Here is a 16057-nt window from a genome sequence, read left to right as displayed (position 1 = left end):
ATTCGTCATACTGATTACCTGTTCTGGATCAATAGATGGGCAGTCGGGTGGGCGGATCAGTTAACTGAATCGATCCATTGCACACTGTCGGCGGTGAGCGTAAAGGGGGTGGGGGTGCAGATCGCAAGGCTTAAATTTTCTAGCTGACAATGGCTGACTGACAGCGAGGAGTGATAGGTGCTATCTACGCTGACGATTTGCCAGGCGCTGCCGCCACGCTGTTTAACGATGGCTTCTTTGCGCGTCCAGATGCGCCAGAACATTTCCAGTTGCTGATCAGGATGCACGGCGTCCATTTCAGCGTGTTCCCCGAGGCTGAACACGGCGTTCGCCAGCCAGCGCCAGTTGGCGCGCGGGCGAATCACTTCGATATCGCAGCCGACTTCGCCTTCATCGCTCAACAGCAGAGCGATATCGTCACCGCTATGGCTTAAGTTGAACCATAGCGGCGTTTCCGGCGCGAATGCAGGTTTGCCTTGTTCGCCATAGATGATCTCCGGTAGCGGGGAAAGCGTGTGCGAAAGCAATGCACGCCCCGCCAGCCAGCGTTCGCGTCGTGGACCTTGCGGTGCTTGCTCGCGTAAACCCGGTGGCAGTGGAGCTGCGCTTAAGGTCGAAACTTTCCCCAGAACTATCCGATACATATCAGGGCCAACGTTTAATGGAAAATGAAAGTGCGTATCGTATCACTTGTCGCCTCATCCCGGTAACCGACTTTTCGGTCTGCCTAGCCCCAGTAAAATCGCCAGTTTGCTACCGCCTTTGGTGGTTTCCATCCAGATTTTACACACGCTGGTTAATGGCACCGAAAGTAGCATCCCTACCGGGCCGAGCAGCCATCCCCAAATTAACAATGAAAGAAATACCACCATGGTGGACATCCCCAGGCGATGGCCCATCATCCGTGGTCGATGACCATATGGACCACTAAAAACAATGCGCCGACCAGAATACATGCGTAAACACCATTAAACAGCAGCACCTGAATCATTGGCGGTACGGCGGAAATTACCGCGCCGATATTGGGCACGTAGTTGAGCAAAAACGCCAGTACTGCCCACATCAGCGCAAACTGTACGCCCATTAGCGCCAGCCCCAGCCAGACGATGACACCTGTCCATAAACTGAGTAGCGTCTTTAACGCCAGATAATGCGAAACGCCTTTAAGTGCGCGGTGTAATCCTGCGATGTGAATCTGTGGGTTATTCAGCGCAAAACGCATTTTGTAAGGGACGTGGCGCACTTCAAACAGCATAAAAACTACGGTCATCACCAGCAAAAGCACGCTCGCCATTGCCCCGGAAAGCCCGATCATTAGCGCTGTGGTGAAGGTAACCACTTTTTCCGAGTCCATCCGCTGCAGCATTCGCTCCGGCGACATATGCAAATTAAGAAAAGGCAACATCTCCTGCAATTTAAAAAGTTTGCGCGTCAGCTCCTTATTAAACTTCGGCAGCATAGAGATAAATTCGTTAAACGATGCCGCCAGTACGCCGACTAGCGCGGTTAGTGCGATCAGCATCACCACCACTACAATCGTAATGGTAACGGGGCGTTGTACTCCCCGACGAATAAACCAGGTAACGAGCGGGTTGAGGACGATGGCAAAAAACAGCGCCAGTAACAGCTGCACAATGATATCTGCCGCTGCGTGAATGCCCGCGAGGATCACTACCAGCGAGGCCAACTTGAGCAGAATGTGCATGCCCGTTTTATCGGGTTGAGGGGTTTCCATTGGGGCTTCCTTGTGACTTTTTGTGTTAAGTGTAGCGGGAGTCACGTCAGCAATATTCTGATTCTTACTGCTGATTTTCACGTCAGCACGTGGTAAAAATGAAACACTGTTGTAAAAATGTGGTGATCCTCATGCCCGAACCCGTAGCCGAACCCGCGCTAAACGGATTGCGCCTGAATTTGCGCATTGTCTCCATTGTCATGTTTAACTTCGCCAGCTACCTCACCATCGGGTTGCCGCTCGCTGTATTACCGGGCTATGTCCATGATGTGATGGGCTTTAGCGCTTTCTGGGCAGGATTGGTTATCAGCCTGCAATATTTCGCCACCTTGCTGAGCCGTCCTCATGCCGGACGTTACGCCGATTTGCTGGGCCCCAAAAAGATTGTCGTCTTCGGTTTATGCGGCTGCTTTTTGAGCGGTCTGGGATATCTGACGGCAGGATTAACCGCCAGTCTGCCCGTCATCAGCCTGTTATTACTTTGCCTGGGACGCGTGATCCTTGGGATTGGGCAAAGTTTTGCCGGAACGGGATCGACCCTGTGGGGCGTTGGCGTGGTTGGCTCGCTGCATATCGGGCGAGTGATTTCGTGGAACGGCATTGTCACTTACGGGGCGATGGCGATGGGTGCGCCGTTAGGCGTCGTGTTTTATCACTGGGGCGGCTTGCAGGCGTTAGCGTTAATCATTATGGGCGTGGCGCTGGTGGCCATTTTGTTGGCGATCCCGCGTCCGACGGTAAAAGCCAGTAAAGGCAAACCGCTGCCGTTTCGCGCGGTGCTTGGGCGCGTCTGGCTGTACGGTATGGCACTGGCACTGGCTTCTGCCGGATTTGGCGTCATCGCCACCTTTATCACGCTGTTTTATGACGCTAAAAGTTGGGACGGTGCGGCTTTCGCGCTGACGCTGTTTAGCTGTGCGTTTGTCGGTACGCGTTTGTTATTCCCTAACGGCATTAACCGTATCGGCGGCTTAAACGTAGCGATGATTTGCTTTAGCGTTGAGATAATCGGCCTGCTACTGGTTGGCGTGGCGACTATGCCGTGGATGGCGAAAATCGGCGTCTTACTGGCGGGGGCAGGGTTTTCGCTGGTGTTCCCGGCATTAGGTGTAGTGGCGGTAAAAGCGGTTCCGCAGCAAAATCAGGGGGCGGCGCTGGCAACTTACACCGTATTTATGGATTTATCGCTTGGCGTGACCGGACCACTGGCTGGGCTGGTGATGAGCTGGGCGGGCGTACCGGTGATTTATCTGGCGGCGGCGGGACTGGTCGCAATCGCGTTATTACTGACGTGGCGATTAAAAAAACGGCCTCCGGAACACGTCCCTGAGGCCGCCTCATCATCTTAAAACTTACTGAATAACCAGCGTATTAATGATGTTTTCTGCGGTGGTCTGCGCTTTTTGCTGATCGTCAGCGGGCAGCGTAATTTGCATGGTCAGCAGTTGATTACCCACGTTACCCAGAATAACGGAAGAGTACGCCGTCTGGCCTTTCGCGGAGATAATACTGTCTAACTGCTGCATTTTGTGACCTTTCAGCTCAATGGCTTTATTGGTTACCACTTGCAGCTGCGGATCGCGGCTACGTTGCTGATCTTCCAGACGCTTCGCCAGCACCGCCAGATCTTCTTTCGGATCATCGCCCATGATGACGATGACTGCTTTCTGCCCGGTGGCGTCGGACCAGACATGCATGTTATTGGCCTGCGTTCCCAGCTTACCGCTCTGGTCGGTCATATCCGCTGGCAGCGAGAAACTTAACTTGCCATCAAGCAGGTTGACGGGATTCCCGGTAGCGTTATTTTCCGCGACCGAACCCTGCGCCGTAGCGTTAGTGTCTTTATCATCACAGGCCGCAAGCCCCATAACCAGCAGGCCAATTCCGACATATTTAACCAGATTGCGCATTGACTTCTTCCTTTCGATAAACGGCCATAACGGCTCATTCATCCATCTTATCACAACTCTGATAACGAACCTTTAACTCGCCTGCAAAGCGTTGATTTCGGATTTATCTGCCAGTCTTTTCAACAGCATATTGAGTAATACGCCATACATTGGCAGGAAGAAAACGATACTGATTAACACTTTGAAACAGTAATCGACCAGCGCGATTTCCATCCAGTGTTCAGCCATAAAGGCATCCGGGCTACGCCAGAAGGCAATGAAGAAAAAGGCCAGCGTGTCGCTGACGTTACCGAACAGTGTGGACGCTGTCGGTGCCAGCCACCAGCGGCGACTCTGACGCAGGCGGTTAAAAACGTGCACGTCGAGGATCTGTCCCAGCGCGTAGGCCATGAAACTGGCGGTGGCGATACGGGCGACAAACAGGTTGAAGTGGGCGAGTGCGCCGAATCCCTGCCAGGAACCCATATAGAATAGCGACGAGATGACGTAGGAGATCAGCAACGCCGGGATCATCACCGCAAAGATGATACGACGGGCCAGCGGTGCGCCAAAAATACGCACGGTCAGGTCGGTAGCAAGGAAAATAAACGGGAAGCTAAACGCGCCCCAGGTGGTATGGAAACCCAAAATGGAGACGGGAAGCTGAACCAGATAGTTACTGGAGGTGATCACCAGCAGATGAAATAACGATAACCAGAACAACGCCTTATAGCGTTGAGTTTGCGAGAAAACGTTCATATTGTACCTTTTTGATTAACCATTGGGGTGAGGGAACCCAATACGTACGACACGTCTGTTACCTTAACATAATAACGTGCTTACCCTTTTTTCGAGCCGCCGCATGATACTGCTTTACGTTGACAATGCAATGGTTAATTTTCACGCAATCGTTAACCTGGTTTGCTTACGGACTCACAGGGCGTAAACTAGCGCCGTTTTTTTATGTGATGAGAAGAAAATGACCGATCTCTTTTCCAGCCCTGACCACACACTCGACGCACTTGGCCTGCGCTGCCCGGAACCCGTAATGATGGTGCGCAAAACTGTGCGCAATATGCAGCCCGGCGAAACGTTGCTGATTATCGCCGACGATCCGGCCACTACCCGCGATATTCCTGGGTTTTGTACCTTTATGGAACACGAACTGGTTGCGAAAGAGACGGATGGACTGCCTTATCGTTATTTGATTCGTAAAGGCGGTTGATGGGGGCTGATTGGCTTCGATGCCGCCTTTTCCCCTCACCCTAACCCTCTCCCCAGAGGGGCGAGGGGACCGATCGCGCTCAATGTTGCGATCGGTTTGCCTTATCTCCTGCGCAACAATCTTAACGCATTCGCTGTCACCAGCACCGTCGCACCCGTATCTGCCAGCACCGCCAGCCATAGTCCGGTCATCCCTAAAAGCGTGGTGACGAGGAAGATCCCTTTCAGTCCCAGCGCAATGGTGATGTTCTGGCGGATATTGGCGTGAGTGGCGCGTGCCAGTTCAATCATTTGCACCAGGCCGCGCAGGTGGTTATGGGTTAATGCTGCATCAGCGGTTTCCAGCGCCACGTCTGTGCCACTGCCCATTGCAATCCCAATGGCGGCAGCTTTCATCGCTGGCGCGTCGTTAATACCGTCACCGACCATCGCCAGCGGCGCATGTTGATTCAGCTCGGTCACCGCTTTGACTTTATATTCCGGCAACAGGCCCGCTTTAAACTCCAGCCCCAGCTCCCCGGCAATTGCCGCCGCTGCGCGTGGATTATCGCCGGTGAGGATCACCCCTTTGACGCCCAGCGCGTTCAGTTCACTGATGGCAGTTGCAGCATCGGCGCGCAGGGTATCCTGCAATGCAATGATACCCAGCACGTCATCATTACGTACTACCAGCACAACCGTTTGCCCGGCGCTTTCCAGTTCATTAATCAAACCAGCAAATGCATCAGCGGGATGTTTCCCGGCAGCGCATATCAACACGCGCTCACCGTTAACCTGCGCTTCAATGCCAGACCCGACCAGCGCCCGCTGTGATTCGGCGGCGGGAATGGCGAGTGCAGCAACCTGTGCTTCGCGCACGATGGCCTGCGCCAGTGGATGCGTCGCGCTTTGCTCGACCGCCGCCGCCAGTGTCAGCAGTTCAGATTCACTAATACCCGTTGCCGGATGAATCGCGGTAACGCGCGGTTTACCGACGGTCAGCGTACCGGTTTTATCAAACGCCACCTGAGTAACACGACCTAGTTGTTCCAGCGCCGCTCCGCCTTTAATCAACGCCCCACGACGCGCTGCTGCCGCCAGCCCGGAGGTAATCGCCGCGGGCGTGGAGATAACTAACGCACACGGGCAGCCAATCAGCAGCAGCGTCAGGCCTTTATAAATCCACTCCTGCCAGCTGGCGGCAAACAGCAGCGGTGGCACCAGCGTCACCAGCAGGGCGACGGCCATAATCGCTGGCGTATAAATACGGCTGAAACGGTCGATAAACCGCTCAATGGGGGCGCGGCGCTCTTCGGCTTCTTCGATCAGTTTCAGAATCCGGTCAATGGCGCTGGCACCCGGTTCTGACAGCACTTCCAGCGTTACCAGACGGTCTACGCTGGTGGCTCCTGCAGGAACTTTATCGCCCGTCGCGCGCTCCACCGGAATGGATTCTCCGGTCAGGGCGCTTTCATCAAAACTGGCAAACGGTGAGAGCAGTTTACCGTCGGCAGGCAAACGCCCACCTGCGGCGACTTCAATCACATCGCCAGGCCGCAGGCTGTTAATCGCCACCTCTTCCCGCTCACCGTTACGCAGGCGCGTGGCGGTTTCTGGTTTCAGCGCCATTAACGCGCTAACGCCCTGACGCGCGCGGCTGGCGGCCCAGCCTTCCAGTCGTTCACCAATCAAAAACAGCAGCAACACCATCGCAGCTTCAGCCGTTGCGCCAATAAACAGTGCACCAATAGCGGCTACGCTCATTAAGGTTTCAATGGCGAAGTAGCTGCCGGATTTGATCAGCCGTAATGCCTGATGAGCAATCGGGTACAGCCCAACCAGCGTGGTCGCGATAAACGCCAGTTGCCCGAACGGATGATTGAACTGCTCCAGACCCCAGCTGATTGCCATCATCACGATTAGTGTAATCAGCGGCAGATTCTCTTTCAGGCGCGATGCTTGTGGCTCGTCGGCGGCCTGCTCATCGCGCAGGGAATAGCCCGCTTTTTGCACCGCAGATTCAACTTGTGCACGAATGTCATTGTCGGCATCAACCACCAGTTTTTCGGTGGCGAACAACACCTGCACCTGATTCACACCTGCAAGCTGGCGCACGGCATTTTCTACCTTGCGCGCACAGGCGGCGCAGTCCATGCCACTGACTTTCCAGCTATAGCGGGTGCCGGAGACGTTTTCAGAGAGCGTTGGCGAGCTGGAGCATGCGCCGTCGCAGCAACAGTCGTTGGCGTTCTGTACCGTGGTTAGCGGTTTGAACGCAGCAAATTGAGGGGCTTTCTTGCCGTGATTGTCAGGTGTCGACATGGCATACTCCGGTTAAGTTTTTTCTCATTAACCGAAGGATACACTCTGGAGTCGACTCTAGAGTCAAGTTTTATCAGAAATACAGTGAGCGGACGATGAGGAAGTGACCGGCAAAGTAGCAGGCCGCAGCAATCGCGTTATCCGCACGGAAGCGTCGGCGATAGTGGCTCCCCAGCCAGACAAAGTTACTGATAAACAGCAACGAAGCGCCAACAAACGCAGAGAGCGCCGGAGCGGTCGGACGGAAGAACCACAGTTCACCTGCCAGCCACACCATCACCAGCGTCATGCCGATAAACGTGCAGATAGGCCAACGATACTCTTCCAGCCGCGTCCAGATAATCGCCAGTAACAGCGCACCCAGAACCAGCAACACCAGTGGCAGAGGCCAGAAGAAAGAGAGCGTCATCTGACTGGCGAAATAGATGGTGTACAGCAGGTGCGAGAGGAAAAACGCGCCGATGGCGTACATCAGACGTTGACGTGGCAACAGGGTTAGCGCATCGCCCAGCAGTGAGGCGCACAGCCCTGCCAGCACCAGATAGCTAATGGCGTCGAACATCGGCGCTTGCCAGGCCAGTAACAGCAGGAGAAGAAGGGTTAACGGTTTAAACACCCAGCGTTGCCAGGTTGGCCCACGATACGATGCATCCACAGATAGCCATGCGGAAAGACAGACAGCGATAAACGACCAAAGCATCTTAGTTCCTTGAATTCGTTATTTTTTCGTAAGCGGAATGCCTACGGTCTTGCTTCCAGTTTAGTGGCGAGGGTGGACGGATGACAACACCATAACTAGCAGGGTATGCTTATTTCCGCATTTTCCGATGAGGGATAAAGATGAGCAAACCACCTCTTTTCTTTATTGTTATCATTGGCTTAATTGTCGTCGCCGCATCGTTTCGTTTTATGCAACAGCGACGGGAAAAAGCTGATAATGATATGGCTCCGCTCCAGCAAAAGCTGGTGGTGGTGAGCAACAAGCGGGAAAAACCGATTAACGATCGCCGTTCGCGCCAGCAGGAAGTGACTCCGGCAGGCACCAGTATGCGCTATGAGGCAAGCTTCAAACCGCAAAGCGGAGGAATGGAGCAGACGTTTCGCCTCGACGCCCAGCAGTACCATGCCCTGACAGTGGGCGATAAAGGTACGCTGAGCTATAAAGGAACGCGCTTTGTTAGCTTTGTTGGCGAACAATAAGGTTATTTTTTAACTTTAAATTTCTTCTGCCAGACCAGCAGTTCAAACACGCCGAAAAGGAAAATCCGCACCTTTTCGGCGGTGGTCATCTGCGGGCCATCTTTCGGTAAAGTGGATTTCAATAGCGCCAGCTGCATACCATGCATCAGCACGGTAAAAATCAGCGCCACGTTAACGAAAATATTCAGCGGGCGCGGGAAGGGATGCACCAGATTGAGGATTAAAAATCCCCAAACGCAGAGCATTAACAAACGACCAATATTAATCAGCATCACTTTCTCCTTGTGCTTCGCGTTGATACAGCCGATAAGCCACCTGACCCGCCACTTTTTCCCGATGTAATGACCAGTTTGCCGGAACAGTGGGCAGACCGTTTTCGACTTCGCTTTCGACATAAATCAGGGCTTCGTCAGCCAGCCAGCCGTTATCTTCCAGTAAATTTATCGTCTCTTCTAACAAGCCACGGCGGAACGGTGGATCGACAAACACGATATTATGCGGTGTACCTTTTTGCGCCAGGAATGACATCGCGTTGCTGTTCACCACGCGTGCATTGCCTGCTTTTAGTGTCGCCAGATTCTTAATTAACTGCTGAGAAACCGCGCGATCCATCTCAATCAACGTGGCCCCCGCAGCGTAGCGCGATAACGCTTCCAGTCCCAGCGCGCCGCTCCCGGCGAAGCAATCCAGACATTGGGCGTCAACAATGACCGGAGCCAGCCAGTTAAACAATGTTTCGCGTACGCGGTCGGTGGTGGGGCGCAGACCTGGGCTATCAGGAACCGGGAGTTTACGGCCTCGCCACTGCCCGCCAATAATGCGGATTTGGCCGCTGCCGGAATGATTCGGTTTTTTCATGATAAATTGCTCAATCCGCCAGATAACACATACTTGCAGGCGGTGATGTGAATTAAGTTAAGTGATAGACTATTTCATCATTTTTTTAGCTGCTATGTACATAGCGTTAACGCTGTGCCATGAAGCAACAGCGAGGAGTGTAGTCGCAAATGGCGAAAGAAAAAAAACGTGGCTTTTTTTCCTGGCTGGGCTTTGGTCAAAAAGAGCAGACCCCGGAAAAAGAGACAGAAGTTCAGAATGAACAACCGGTTGTAGAAGAAATCGTTCAGGCGCAAGAGCCTGCGAAGGCTTCTGAACAAGCCGTCGAAGAGCAACCGCAGGCGCATACTGAAGCCGAGGCGGAAACTTTTGCTGCCGACGTTGTGGAAGTCACTGAACAGGTTGCTGAAAGTGAAAAAGCGCAGCCTGAAGCGGAAGTCGTTGCACAGCCGGAACCGGTCGTAGAAGAAACGCCGGAGCCAGTGGCTATCGAACGTGAAGAGCTGCCGTTGCCGGAAGACGTCAACGCCGAAGAGGTTTCGCCAGAAGAGTGGCAGGCTGAAGCGGAAACCGTAGAGATTGTCGAAGCGGCGGAAGAAGAAGCGGCTAAAGAAGAAATCACCGACGAAGAGCTGGAAGCACAGGCGCTGGCTGCCGAAGCGGCAGAAGAGGCGGTGATGGTGGTTCCTCCGGTAGAAGAGCAGCCGGTGGAAGAAATCGCTCAGGAGCAGGAAAAACCGACCAAAGAAGGTTTCTTCGCGCGCCTGAAACGCAGCCTGTTAAAAACCAAAGAAAATCTCGGTTCCGGATTTATCAGCCTGTTCCGCGGTAAAAAAATCGACGATGATCTGTTTGAGGAGCTGGAAGAACAGCTGTTGATCGCCGATGTGGGCGTGGAAACCACACGTAAAATTATCACCAATCTGACGGAAGGCGCATCCCGCAAGCAGCTTCGTGATGCCGAGGCGCTCTATGGCCTGCTGAAAGAAGAGATGGGCGAGATTCTGGCGAAAGTCGATGAGCCGCTGAATGTTGAAGGTAAAACGCCGTTCGTGATCCTGATGGTGGGCGTCAACGGTGTGGGTAAAACTACGACGATTGGTAAGCTGGCACGTCAGTTTGAGCTGCAGGGTAAATCGGTGATGCTGGCGGCGGGCGATACTTTCCGTGCAGCAGCGGTTGAACAGCTTCAGGTCTGGGGTCAGCGCAACAATATTCCGGTGATTGCCCAGCATACCGGTGCGGATTCCGCCTCTGTTATCTTCGACGCCATTCAGGCAGCTAAAGCGCGTAATATCGACGTCCTGATTGCCGATACCGCCGGACGCCTGCAGAACAAATCGCACCTGATGGAAGAGTTGAAGAAAATCGTCCGCGTGATGAAGAAACTCGACGTTGAAGCGCCGCATGAAGTTATGCTGACTATTGATGCCAGTACCGGGCAGAATGCGGTAAGCCAGGCCAAACTGTTCCACGAAGCCGTTGGCTTAACCGGCATCACGCTAACGAAACTGGACGGCACGGCGAAAGGCGGGGTAATTTTCTCGGTGGCTGACCAGTTTGGTATCCCTATCCGCTACATTGGTGTCGGCGAACGTATTGAGGATTTGCGTCCGTTTAAGGCGGACGACTTTATAGAGGCACTTTTGCCCGAGAGGATTAACAATGATTCGCTTTGAACATGTCAGCAAGGCTTATCTCGGTGGGAGACAGGCGCTGCAGGGCGTTACGTTCCATATGCAGCCGGGTGAGATGGCGTTTCTGACCGGTCATTCCGGCGCAGGGAAAAGTACCCTCCTGAAGCTGATCTGTGGGATTGAGCGGCCCAGCGCCGGGAAAATCTGGTTTAGCGGCCATGACATCACGCGTCTGAAAAACCGTGAAGTTCCGTTTCTGCGCCGCCAGATTGGCATGATTTTCCAGGATCACCATCTACTGATGGACCGTACTGTCTACGATAACGTGGCGATCCCGCTGATTATCGCTGGTGCCAGCGGTGACGATATTCGTCGCCGGGTGTCGGCGGCACTGGATAAAGTCGGGCTACTGGACAAAGCGAAGAACTTCCCTATTCAGCTTTCCGGCGGTGAACAACAGCGTGTTGGCATTGCCCGCGCGGTGGTGAATAAGCCCGCGGTACTGCTGGCGGACGAACCGACCGGTAACCTGGACGACGCGTTGTCGGAAGGGATTCTACGTCTGTTTGAAGAGTTTAACCGCGTTGGGGTAACCGTATTGATGGCAACGCACGACATCAACCTGATTTCACGGCGTTCCTATCGCATGCTCACCCTGAGCGATGGTCACTTGCATGGAGGCGTGGGCCATGAATAAGCGCGATGCAATCAATCATATTCGGCAGTTTGGTGGGCGTCTGGATCGCTTCCGTAAATCGGTCGGCGGCTCAGGCGACGGCGGTCGTAACGCACCGAAACGCGCGAAATCCTCGCCAAAACCGGTAAATCGCAAAACCAACGTTTTCAACGAACAGGTGCGCTATGCCTTCCACGGCGCATTGCAGGATCTGAAAAGCAAACCGTTCGCCACGTTTTTAACGGTGATGGTTATCGCCATCTCCCTGACGCTGCCCAGCGTCTGTTATATGGTGTACAAAAACGTTAATCAGCGGCGACGCAGTATTATCCGTCACCGCAAATCACTGTTTACTTGCAAAAAACGCTGGACGATGACGCCGCTGCGGGCGTGGTGGCACAGTTGCAGGCCGAGCAAGGCGTGGAGAAAGTGAACTATCTTTCTCGTGAAGACGCACTGGGCGAGTTCCGTAACTGGTCTGGTTTTGGTGGTGCGCTGGATATGCTGGAAGAAAACCCGCTTCCGGCAGTGGCGGTGGTGATCCCGAAACTCGATTTTCAGGGGACGGAATCACTCAATACGCTGCGTGATCGTATCACGCAGATTAACGGCATTGACGAAGTGCGGATGGATGACAGCTGGTTTGCCCGTCTGGCGGCGTTGACCGGGCTGGTCGGGCGCGTTTCGGCGATGATCGGCGTGTTGATGGTGGCGGCAGTGTTCCTCGTCATCGGCAACAGCGTACGTCTGAGCATCTTTGCTCGCCGTGACTCCATCAACGTGCAGAAACTGATTGGTGCGACGGATGGTTTCATCCTTCGCCCGTTCCTGTATGGTGGCGCACTGCTGGGATTTTCTGGCGCATTGTTGTCATTAATTTTGTCAGAAATTCTGGTGCTGCGATTGTCATCGGCGGTTGCGGAAGTGGCACAGGTTTTCGGAACGAATTTTGATATCAATGGTTTATCGTTCGATGAATGCCTGCTATTGCTGCTGGTATGCTCGATGATTGGCTGGGTGGCAGCGTGGCTTGCCACGGTACAACATTTACGCCACTTTACGCCTGAATAATAAAAGCGTGTTATACTCTTTCCCTGCAATGGGTTCCGTAGCAGGGAAAGAGATCCCGTTGTCTCTTCCCGGTATTTCATCTCTATGTCACATTTTGTGCGTAATTTATTCACAAGCTTGCATTGAACTTGTGGATAAAATCACGGTCTGATAAAACAGTGAATGATAACCTCGTTGCTCTTAAGCTCTGGCACAGTTGTTGCTACCACTGAAGCGCCAGAAGATATCGATTGAGAGGATTTGAATGACTGACAAAATGCAAAGTTTAGCTTTAGCCCCAGTTGGCAACCTGGATTCCTACATCCGGGCAGCTAACGCGTGGCCGATGTTGTCGGCTGACGAGGAGCGGGCGCTGGCTGAAAAGCTGCATTACCATGGCGATCTGGAAGCAGCTAAAACGCTGATCCTGTCTCACCTGCGGTTTGTTGTTCATATTGCTCGTAATTATGCGGGCTATGGCCTGCCACAGGCGGATTTGATTCAGGAAGGTAACATCGGCCTGATGAAAGCAGTGCGCCGTTTCAACCCGGAAGTGGGTGTGCGCCTGGTCTCCTTCGCCGTTCACTGGATCAAAGCAGAGATCCACGAATACGTTCTGCGTAACTGGCGTATCGTCAAAGTTGCGACCACCAAAGCGCAGCGCAAACTGTTCTTCAACCTGCGTAAAACTAAGCAGCGTCTAGGCTGGTTTAACCAGGATGAAGTCGAAATGGTGGCCCGTGAACTGGGCGTAACCAGCAAAGACGTTCGTGAGATGGAATCACGTATGGCGGCACAGGACATGACCTTTGATCTGTCTTCCGACGACGATTCCGACAGCCAGCCGATGGCACCGGTGCTCTATCTGCAGGATAAATCATCTAACTTTGCCGACGGCATCGAAGATGATAACTGGGAAGAGCAGGCGGCAAACCGTCTGACCGACGCGATGCAAGGTCTGGACGAACGCAGCCAGGACATCATCCGCGCGCGCTGGCTGGACGAAGACAACAAGTCCACGTTGCAGGAACTGGCTGACCGTTACGGTGTTTCCGCTGAACGTGTACGCCAGCTGGAAAAGAACGCGATGAAAAAACTGCGCGCTGCTATAGAAGCGTAATTTCCGCTATTAAGCAGAGAACCCTGGATGAGAGTCCGGGGTTTTTGTTTTTTGGGCCTCTACAATAATCAATTCCCCCTCCGGCAAAACGTCAATCCCCACGCAGATTGTTAATAAACTGTCAAAATAGCTATTCCAATATCATAAAAATGGGGTATGTTTTAGCAGAGTATGCTGCTAAAGCACGGGTAGTCATGCATAAAACGAAATAAAGTGCTAAATCACAACACCACAACACACGTAATAACCAGAAGAATGGGGATTCTCAGGATGAATATAAAGGGTAAAGCGTTACTGGCAGGATGTATCGCGCTGGCATTCAGCAATATGGCTCTGGCAGAAGATATTAAAGTCGCGGTCGTGGGCGCAATGTCCGGTCCGGTTGCGCAGTACGGTGACCAGGAGTTTACCGGCGCAGAGCAGGCGGTTGCGGATATCAACGCTAAAGGCGGCATTAAAGGCAACAAACTGCAAATCGTAAAATATGACGATGCCTGTGACCCGAAACAGGCGGTTGCGGTGGCGAACAAAGTCGTTAACGACGGCATTAAATATGTGATTGGTCACCTCTGTTCTTCATCAACGCAGCCTGCGTCTGATATCTACGAAGACGAAGGCATTTTAATGATCACCCCAGCGGCAACCGCGCCGGAGCTGACCGCCCGTGGCTATCAGCTGATCCTGCGCACCACCGGCCTGGACTCCGACCAGGGGCCGACGGCGGCGAAATATATTCTTGAGAAAGTGAAACCGCAGCGTATTGCTATCGTTCACGACAAACAGCAATACGGCGAAGGTCTGGCGCGAGCGGTGCAGGACGGCCTGAAGAAAGGCAATGCTAACGTGGTGTTCTTTGATGGTATCACCGCCGGGGAAAAAGATTTCTCAACGCTGGTGGCGCGTCTGAAAAAAGAGAATATCGACTTCGTTTACTACGGCGGTTATCACCCGGAAATGGGGCAAATCCTGCGTCAGGCACGCGCGGCAGGGCTGAAAACTCAGTTTATGGGGCCGGAAGGTGTGGCTAACGTTTCGCTGTCTAACATTGCGGGCGAATCAGCGGAAGGGCTGCTGGTGACCAAGCCGAAGAACTACGATCAGGTTCCGGCGAACAAACCCATTGTTGACGCCATCAAAGCGAAAAAACAGGACCCAAGCGGCGCATTCGTTTGGACCACCTACGCCGCGCTGCAATCTTTGCAGGCGGGCCTGAATCAGTCTGACGATCCGGCTGAGATCGCCAAATACCTGAAAGCGAACTCCGTGGATACCGTGATGGGTCCGCTGACGTGGGATGAGAAAGGTGATCTGAAAGGCTTTGAGTTCGGCGTATTTGACTGGCACGCCAACGGCACGGCGACCGATGCGAAGTAATCATTAATCGGCAACTTTGGGTTGCCGCCAAATTGCTAATATCGAGTACGTTGCTTCATGCCGGATGCGGCGTAAACGCCTTATCCGGCCTACAAGATCCAAAGAAATCAGTAAATTGCAACACACATTGTAGGCCTGATAAGCGTAGCGCATCAGGCAATTTCTCGTTGGTCATCACTTTTGAAATCAACTTGACGATTAACGCTTCTCCCAGCCGCCCTGTTGCGCCGTAAATCCCAGTGCCTGCATAAACGCCGTCATCACACCGCGATCTTCCACGCCTGCATCCGCCATCCACCAGCATGAAACGCCAGGATTGTTACGCAAAACCTCTTCCAGCAGATATTGCCCCACACCGCGACGTCGGGTGACTTCCCGCACACGCAGGGAATCCAGTGCTCCCTCGGTGCCGCTTAAGGTTACCCGTACGGCAGCGAGCAGGCGCTCGTTAAAACGCGCGGCGTAGATACGGTGGTTATCGTCAACCTGTAAAGAGGAAGGGGAATACTCCGGCCAGATCTTTTGCAGGTCAATCCGGTCCTGGTCGCTAAAGTTTTCTAATCGAATGATGGTCAGCTTCATGGGTAACCCGTGTAAATCACAAAAGTGGAACCAGTGTAGCGAAATAATTTAATCGGAGGCTTTCTCTTTTTTATTTCTTTTGGCAGGTGATTAATTTTTTAACAGCAATAATTACAAAGTTAAAACATTAGAGAATGAAAAATACCCAGCATAATCCCCTGAATGGTAGTGAATTATTCCGCCCTTTGTGCCGTTATTTTATGCTGACAAAGGGTAATGCTGCCAACTTACTGATTTAGTGTATGATGGTGATTTTAAGGTGCTTGCGTGGCTTCCATTTCCATCAGATGTCCTTCCTGCTCCGCTACTGAAGGCGTGGTGCGTAACGGCAAAAGCACTGCCGGACATCAGCGCTATCTCTGCTCTCATTGCCGTAAAACATGGCAACTACAGTTCACTTACACCGCCTCTCAGCCCGGTACGCACCAGAAA

At 53.1% G+C, this 16057-nt stretch carries 15 protein-coding genes and 3 pseudogenes; 9 read left to right on the top strand and 9 right to left on the bottom strand.

What is annotated here, in order from left to right; genetic code table 11:
• Nucleotides 1-56: 56 nt before the first annotated feature.
• On the bottom strand, nucleotides 57-644 hold the full coding sequence (acpT, locus tag BHE85_RS16420; RefSeq protein ID WP_000285784.1) for a 4'-phosphopantetheinyl transferase AcpT: 588 nt from the start codon (nucleotides 642-644) through the stop codon (nucleotides 57-59).
• Nucleotides 645-698: 54 nt separating this feature from the next.
• Nucleotides 699-1735 (bottom strand): annotated as a pseudogene (locus BHE85_RS16415) (AI-2E family transporter).
• Between the two features lie 131 nt (nucleotides 1736-1866).
• Between BHE85_RS16415 and BHE85_RS16410 the strand changes: the two are divergent.
• The gene (locus BHE85_RS16410; protein ID WP_004986926.1) at nucleotides 1867-3084 is read left to right on the top strand and encodes an MFS transporter; all 1218 of its coding nucleotides are present in this window, start codon (nucleotides 1867-1869) and stop codon (nucleotides 3082-3084) included.
• A 3-nt stretch (nucleotides 3085-3087) separates the two neighbouring features.
• On the opposite strand, the gene dcrB is transcribed toward BHE85_RS16410, so the two are convergent.
• On the bottom strand, nucleotides 3088-3645 hold the full coding sequence (dcrB, locus tag BHE85_RS16405) for a phage sensitivity protein DcrB (RefSeq protein ID WP_001245290.1): 558 nt from the start codon (nucleotides 3643-3645) through the stop codon (nucleotides 3088-3090).
• A 72-nt stretch (nucleotides 3646-3717) separates the two neighbouring features.
• On the bottom strand, nucleotides 3718-4383 hold the full coding sequence (locus BHE85_RS16400; protein WP_001100469.1) for a 7-cyano-7-deazaguanine/7-aminomethyl-7-deazaguanine transporter: 666 nt from the start codon (nucleotides 4381-4383) through the stop codon (nucleotides 3718-3720).
• Between the two features lie 220 nt (nucleotides 4384-4603).
• Between BHE85_RS16400 and tusA the strand changes: the two genes are divergently transcribed.
• Nucleotides 4604-4849 carry a sulfurtransferase TusA gene (gene tusA / locus BHE85_RS16395; RefSeq protein ID WP_000130621.1) on the top strand — a complete coding sequence of 82 codons (246 nt, stop codon included), beginning with the start codon at nucleotides 4604-4606 and terminating at the stop codon, nucleotides 4847-4849.
• Nucleotides 4850-4950: 101 nt separating this feature from the next.
• Here tusA and zntA read toward each other — a convergent pair whose 3' ends face one another.
• Both zntA and BHE85_RS16385 read right to left on the bottom strand, forming a co-directional pair.
• Nucleotides 4951-7149, bottom strand: coding sequence for a Zn(II)/Cd(II)/Pb(II) translocating P-type ATPase ZntA (gene zntA, locus BHE85_RS16390; protein WP_000106521.1), 2199 nt, complete (start codon nucleotides 7147-7149; stop codon nucleotides 4951-4953).
• A 73-nt stretch (nucleotides 7150-7222) separates the two neighbouring features.
• Nucleotides 7223-7849, bottom strand: a complete 627-nt coding sequence (locus BHE85_RS16385; protein ID WP_000964717.1) for a lysoplasmalogenase — start codon at nucleotides 7847-7849, stop codon at nucleotides 7223-7225.
• 140 nt (nucleotides 7850-7989) lie between these two features.
• On the opposite strand from BHE85_RS16385, the gene BHE85_RS16380 reads away from it, so the two are divergent.
• Nucleotides 7990-8349, top strand: a complete 360-nt coding sequence (locus BHE85_RS16380; RefSeq protein WP_000042900.1) for a DUF2500 domain-containing protein — start codon at nucleotides 7990-7992, stop codon at nucleotides 8347-8349.
• A gap of 2 nt (nucleotides 8350-8351) precedes the next feature.
• Here BHE85_RS16380 and BHE85_RS16375 read toward each other — a convergent pair whose 3' ends face one another.
• Nucleotides 8352-8621, bottom strand: coding sequence for a DUF1145 family protein (locus tag BHE85_RS16375; RefSeq protein ID WP_001295207.1), 270 nt, complete (start codon nucleotides 8619-8621; stop codon nucleotides 8352-8354).
• Nucleotides 8611-9207 (bottom strand): 16S rRNA (guanine(966)-N(2))-methyltransferase, encoded by a 597-nt coding sequence (rsmD, locus tag BHE85_RS16370; RefSeq protein WP_000743193.1) that lies wholly within the window; start codon nucleotides 9205-9207, stop codon nucleotides 8611-8613. The genes BHE85_RS16375 and rsmD overlap by 11 nt, the downstream gene beginning before the upstream one ends.
• Nucleotides 9208-9356: 149 nt before the next feature.
• Between rsmD and ftsY the strand changes: the two are divergent.
• From ftsY to livJ, 5 genes and pseudogenes are all read left to right on the top strand, one after another.
• A pseudogene (gene ftsY, locus BHE85_RS16365) lies at nucleotides 9357-10849 on the top strand (signal recognition particle-docking protein FtsY).
• Between the two features lie 2 nt (nucleotides 10850-10851).
• On the top strand, nucleotides 10852-11520 hold the full coding sequence (gene ftsE, locus BHE85_RS16360) for a cell division ATP-binding protein FtsE (protein WP_000617723.1): 669 nt from the start codon (nucleotides 10852-10854) through the stop codon (nucleotides 11518-11520).
• Nucleotides 11513-12570: pseudogene (gene ftsX, locus BHE85_RS16355) on the top strand (permease-like cell division protein FtsX). The gene ftsE and the pseudogene ftsX overlap by 8 nt, the downstream one beginning before the upstream one ends.
• Nucleotides 12571-12814: 244 nt before the next feature.
• Nucleotides 12815-13669: an RNA polymerase sigma factor RpoH gene (rpoH, locus tag BHE85_RS16350; RefSeq protein ID WP_000130217.1), complete on the top strand. Its 855-nt coding sequence runs from the start codon at nucleotides 12815-12817 to the stop codon at nucleotides 13667-13669.
• A 270-nt stretch (nucleotides 13670-13939) separates the two neighbouring features.
• Complete coding sequence (gene livJ / locus BHE85_RS16345) at nucleotides 13940-15043, top strand: branched chain amino acid ABC transporter substrate-binding protein LivJ (protein WP_001021996.1); 1104 nt, start codon at nucleotides 13940-13942, stop codon at nucleotides 15041-15043.
• 198 nt (nucleotides 15044-15241) lie between these two features.
• Here livJ and panM read toward each other — a convergent pair whose 3' ends face one another.
• Nucleotides 15242-15625 (bottom strand): aspartate 1-decarboxylase autocleavage activator PanM, encoded by a 384-nt coding sequence (panM, locus tag BHE85_RS16340; protein ID WP_000778795.1) that lies wholly within the window; start codon nucleotides 15623-15625, stop codon nucleotides 15242-15244.
• Nucleotides 15626-15892: 267 nt separating this feature from the next.
• Between panM and BHE85_RS16335 the strand changes: the two genes are divergently transcribed.
• A partial coding sequence (locus BHE85_RS16335; RefSeq protein WP_047664789.1) for an IS1 family transposase occupies nucleotides 15893-16057 on the top strand: 165 nt, incomplete at its 3' end.

The sequence above is a fragment of the Shigella sp. FC1567 genome, assembly GCF_001743015.1.
Taxonomy (GTDB): domain Bacteria; phylum Pseudomonadota; class Gammaproteobacteria; order Enterobacterales; family Enterobacteriaceae; genus Escherichia; species Escherichia coli.
This window is presented reverse-complemented; position numbering and strand designations above follow the sequence as displayed.

Bases quoted from the DNA above. Each gene is read 5' to 3' on its own strand.
- acpT (WP_000285784.1), bottom strand. From the start codon at position 644: ATGTATCGGATAGTTCTGGGGAAAGTTTCGACCTTAAGCGCAGCTCCA.
- BHE85_RS16410 (WP_004986926.1), top strand. From the start codon at position 1,867: ATGCCCGAACCCGTAGCCGAACCCGCGCTAAACGGATTGCGCCTGAAT.
- dcrB (WP_001245290.1), bottom strand. From the start codon at position 3,645: ATGCGCAATCTGGTTAAATATGTCGGAATTGGCCTGCTGGTTATGGGG.
- BHE85_RS16400 (WP_001100469.1), bottom strand. From the start codon at position 4,383: ATGAACGTTTTCTCGCAAACTCAACGCTATAAGGCGTTGTTCTGGTTA.
- tusA (WP_000130621.1), top strand. From the start codon at position 4,604: ATGACCGATCTCTTTTCCAGCCCTGACCACACACTCGACGCACTTGGC.
- zntA (WP_000106521.1), bottom strand. From the start codon at position 7,149: ATGTCGACACCTGACAATCACGGCAAGAAAGCCCCTCAATTTGCTGCG.
- BHE85_RS16385 (WP_000964717.1), bottom strand. From the start codon at position 7,849: ATGCTTTGGTCGTTTATCGCTGTCTGTCTTTCCGCATGGCTATCTGTG.
- BHE85_RS16380 (WP_000042900.1), top strand. From the start codon at position 7,990: ATGAGCAAACCACCTCTTTTCTTTATTGTTATCATTGGCTTAATTGTC.
- BHE85_RS16375 (WP_001295207.1), bottom strand. From the start codon at position 8,621: ATGCTGATTAATATTGGTCGTTTGTTAATGCTCTGCGTTTGGGGATTT.
- rsmD (WP_000743193.1), bottom strand. From the start codon at position 9,207: ATGAAAAAACCGAATCATTCCGGCAGCGGCCAAATCCGCATTATTGGC.
- ftsE (WP_000617723.1), top strand. From the start codon at position 10,852: ATGATTCGCTTTGAACATGTCAGCAAGGCTTATCTCGGTGGGAGACAG.
- rpoH (WP_000130217.1), top strand. From the start codon at position 12,815: ATGACTGACAAAATGCAAAGTTTAGCTTTAGCCCCAGTTGGCAACCTG.
- livJ (WP_001021996.1), top strand. From the start codon at position 13,940: ATGAATATAAAGGGTAAAGCGTTACTGGCAGGATGTATCGCGCTGGCA.
- panM (WP_000778795.1), bottom strand. From the start codon at position 15,625: ATGAAGCTGACCATCATTCGATTAGAAAACTTTAGCGACCAGGACCGG.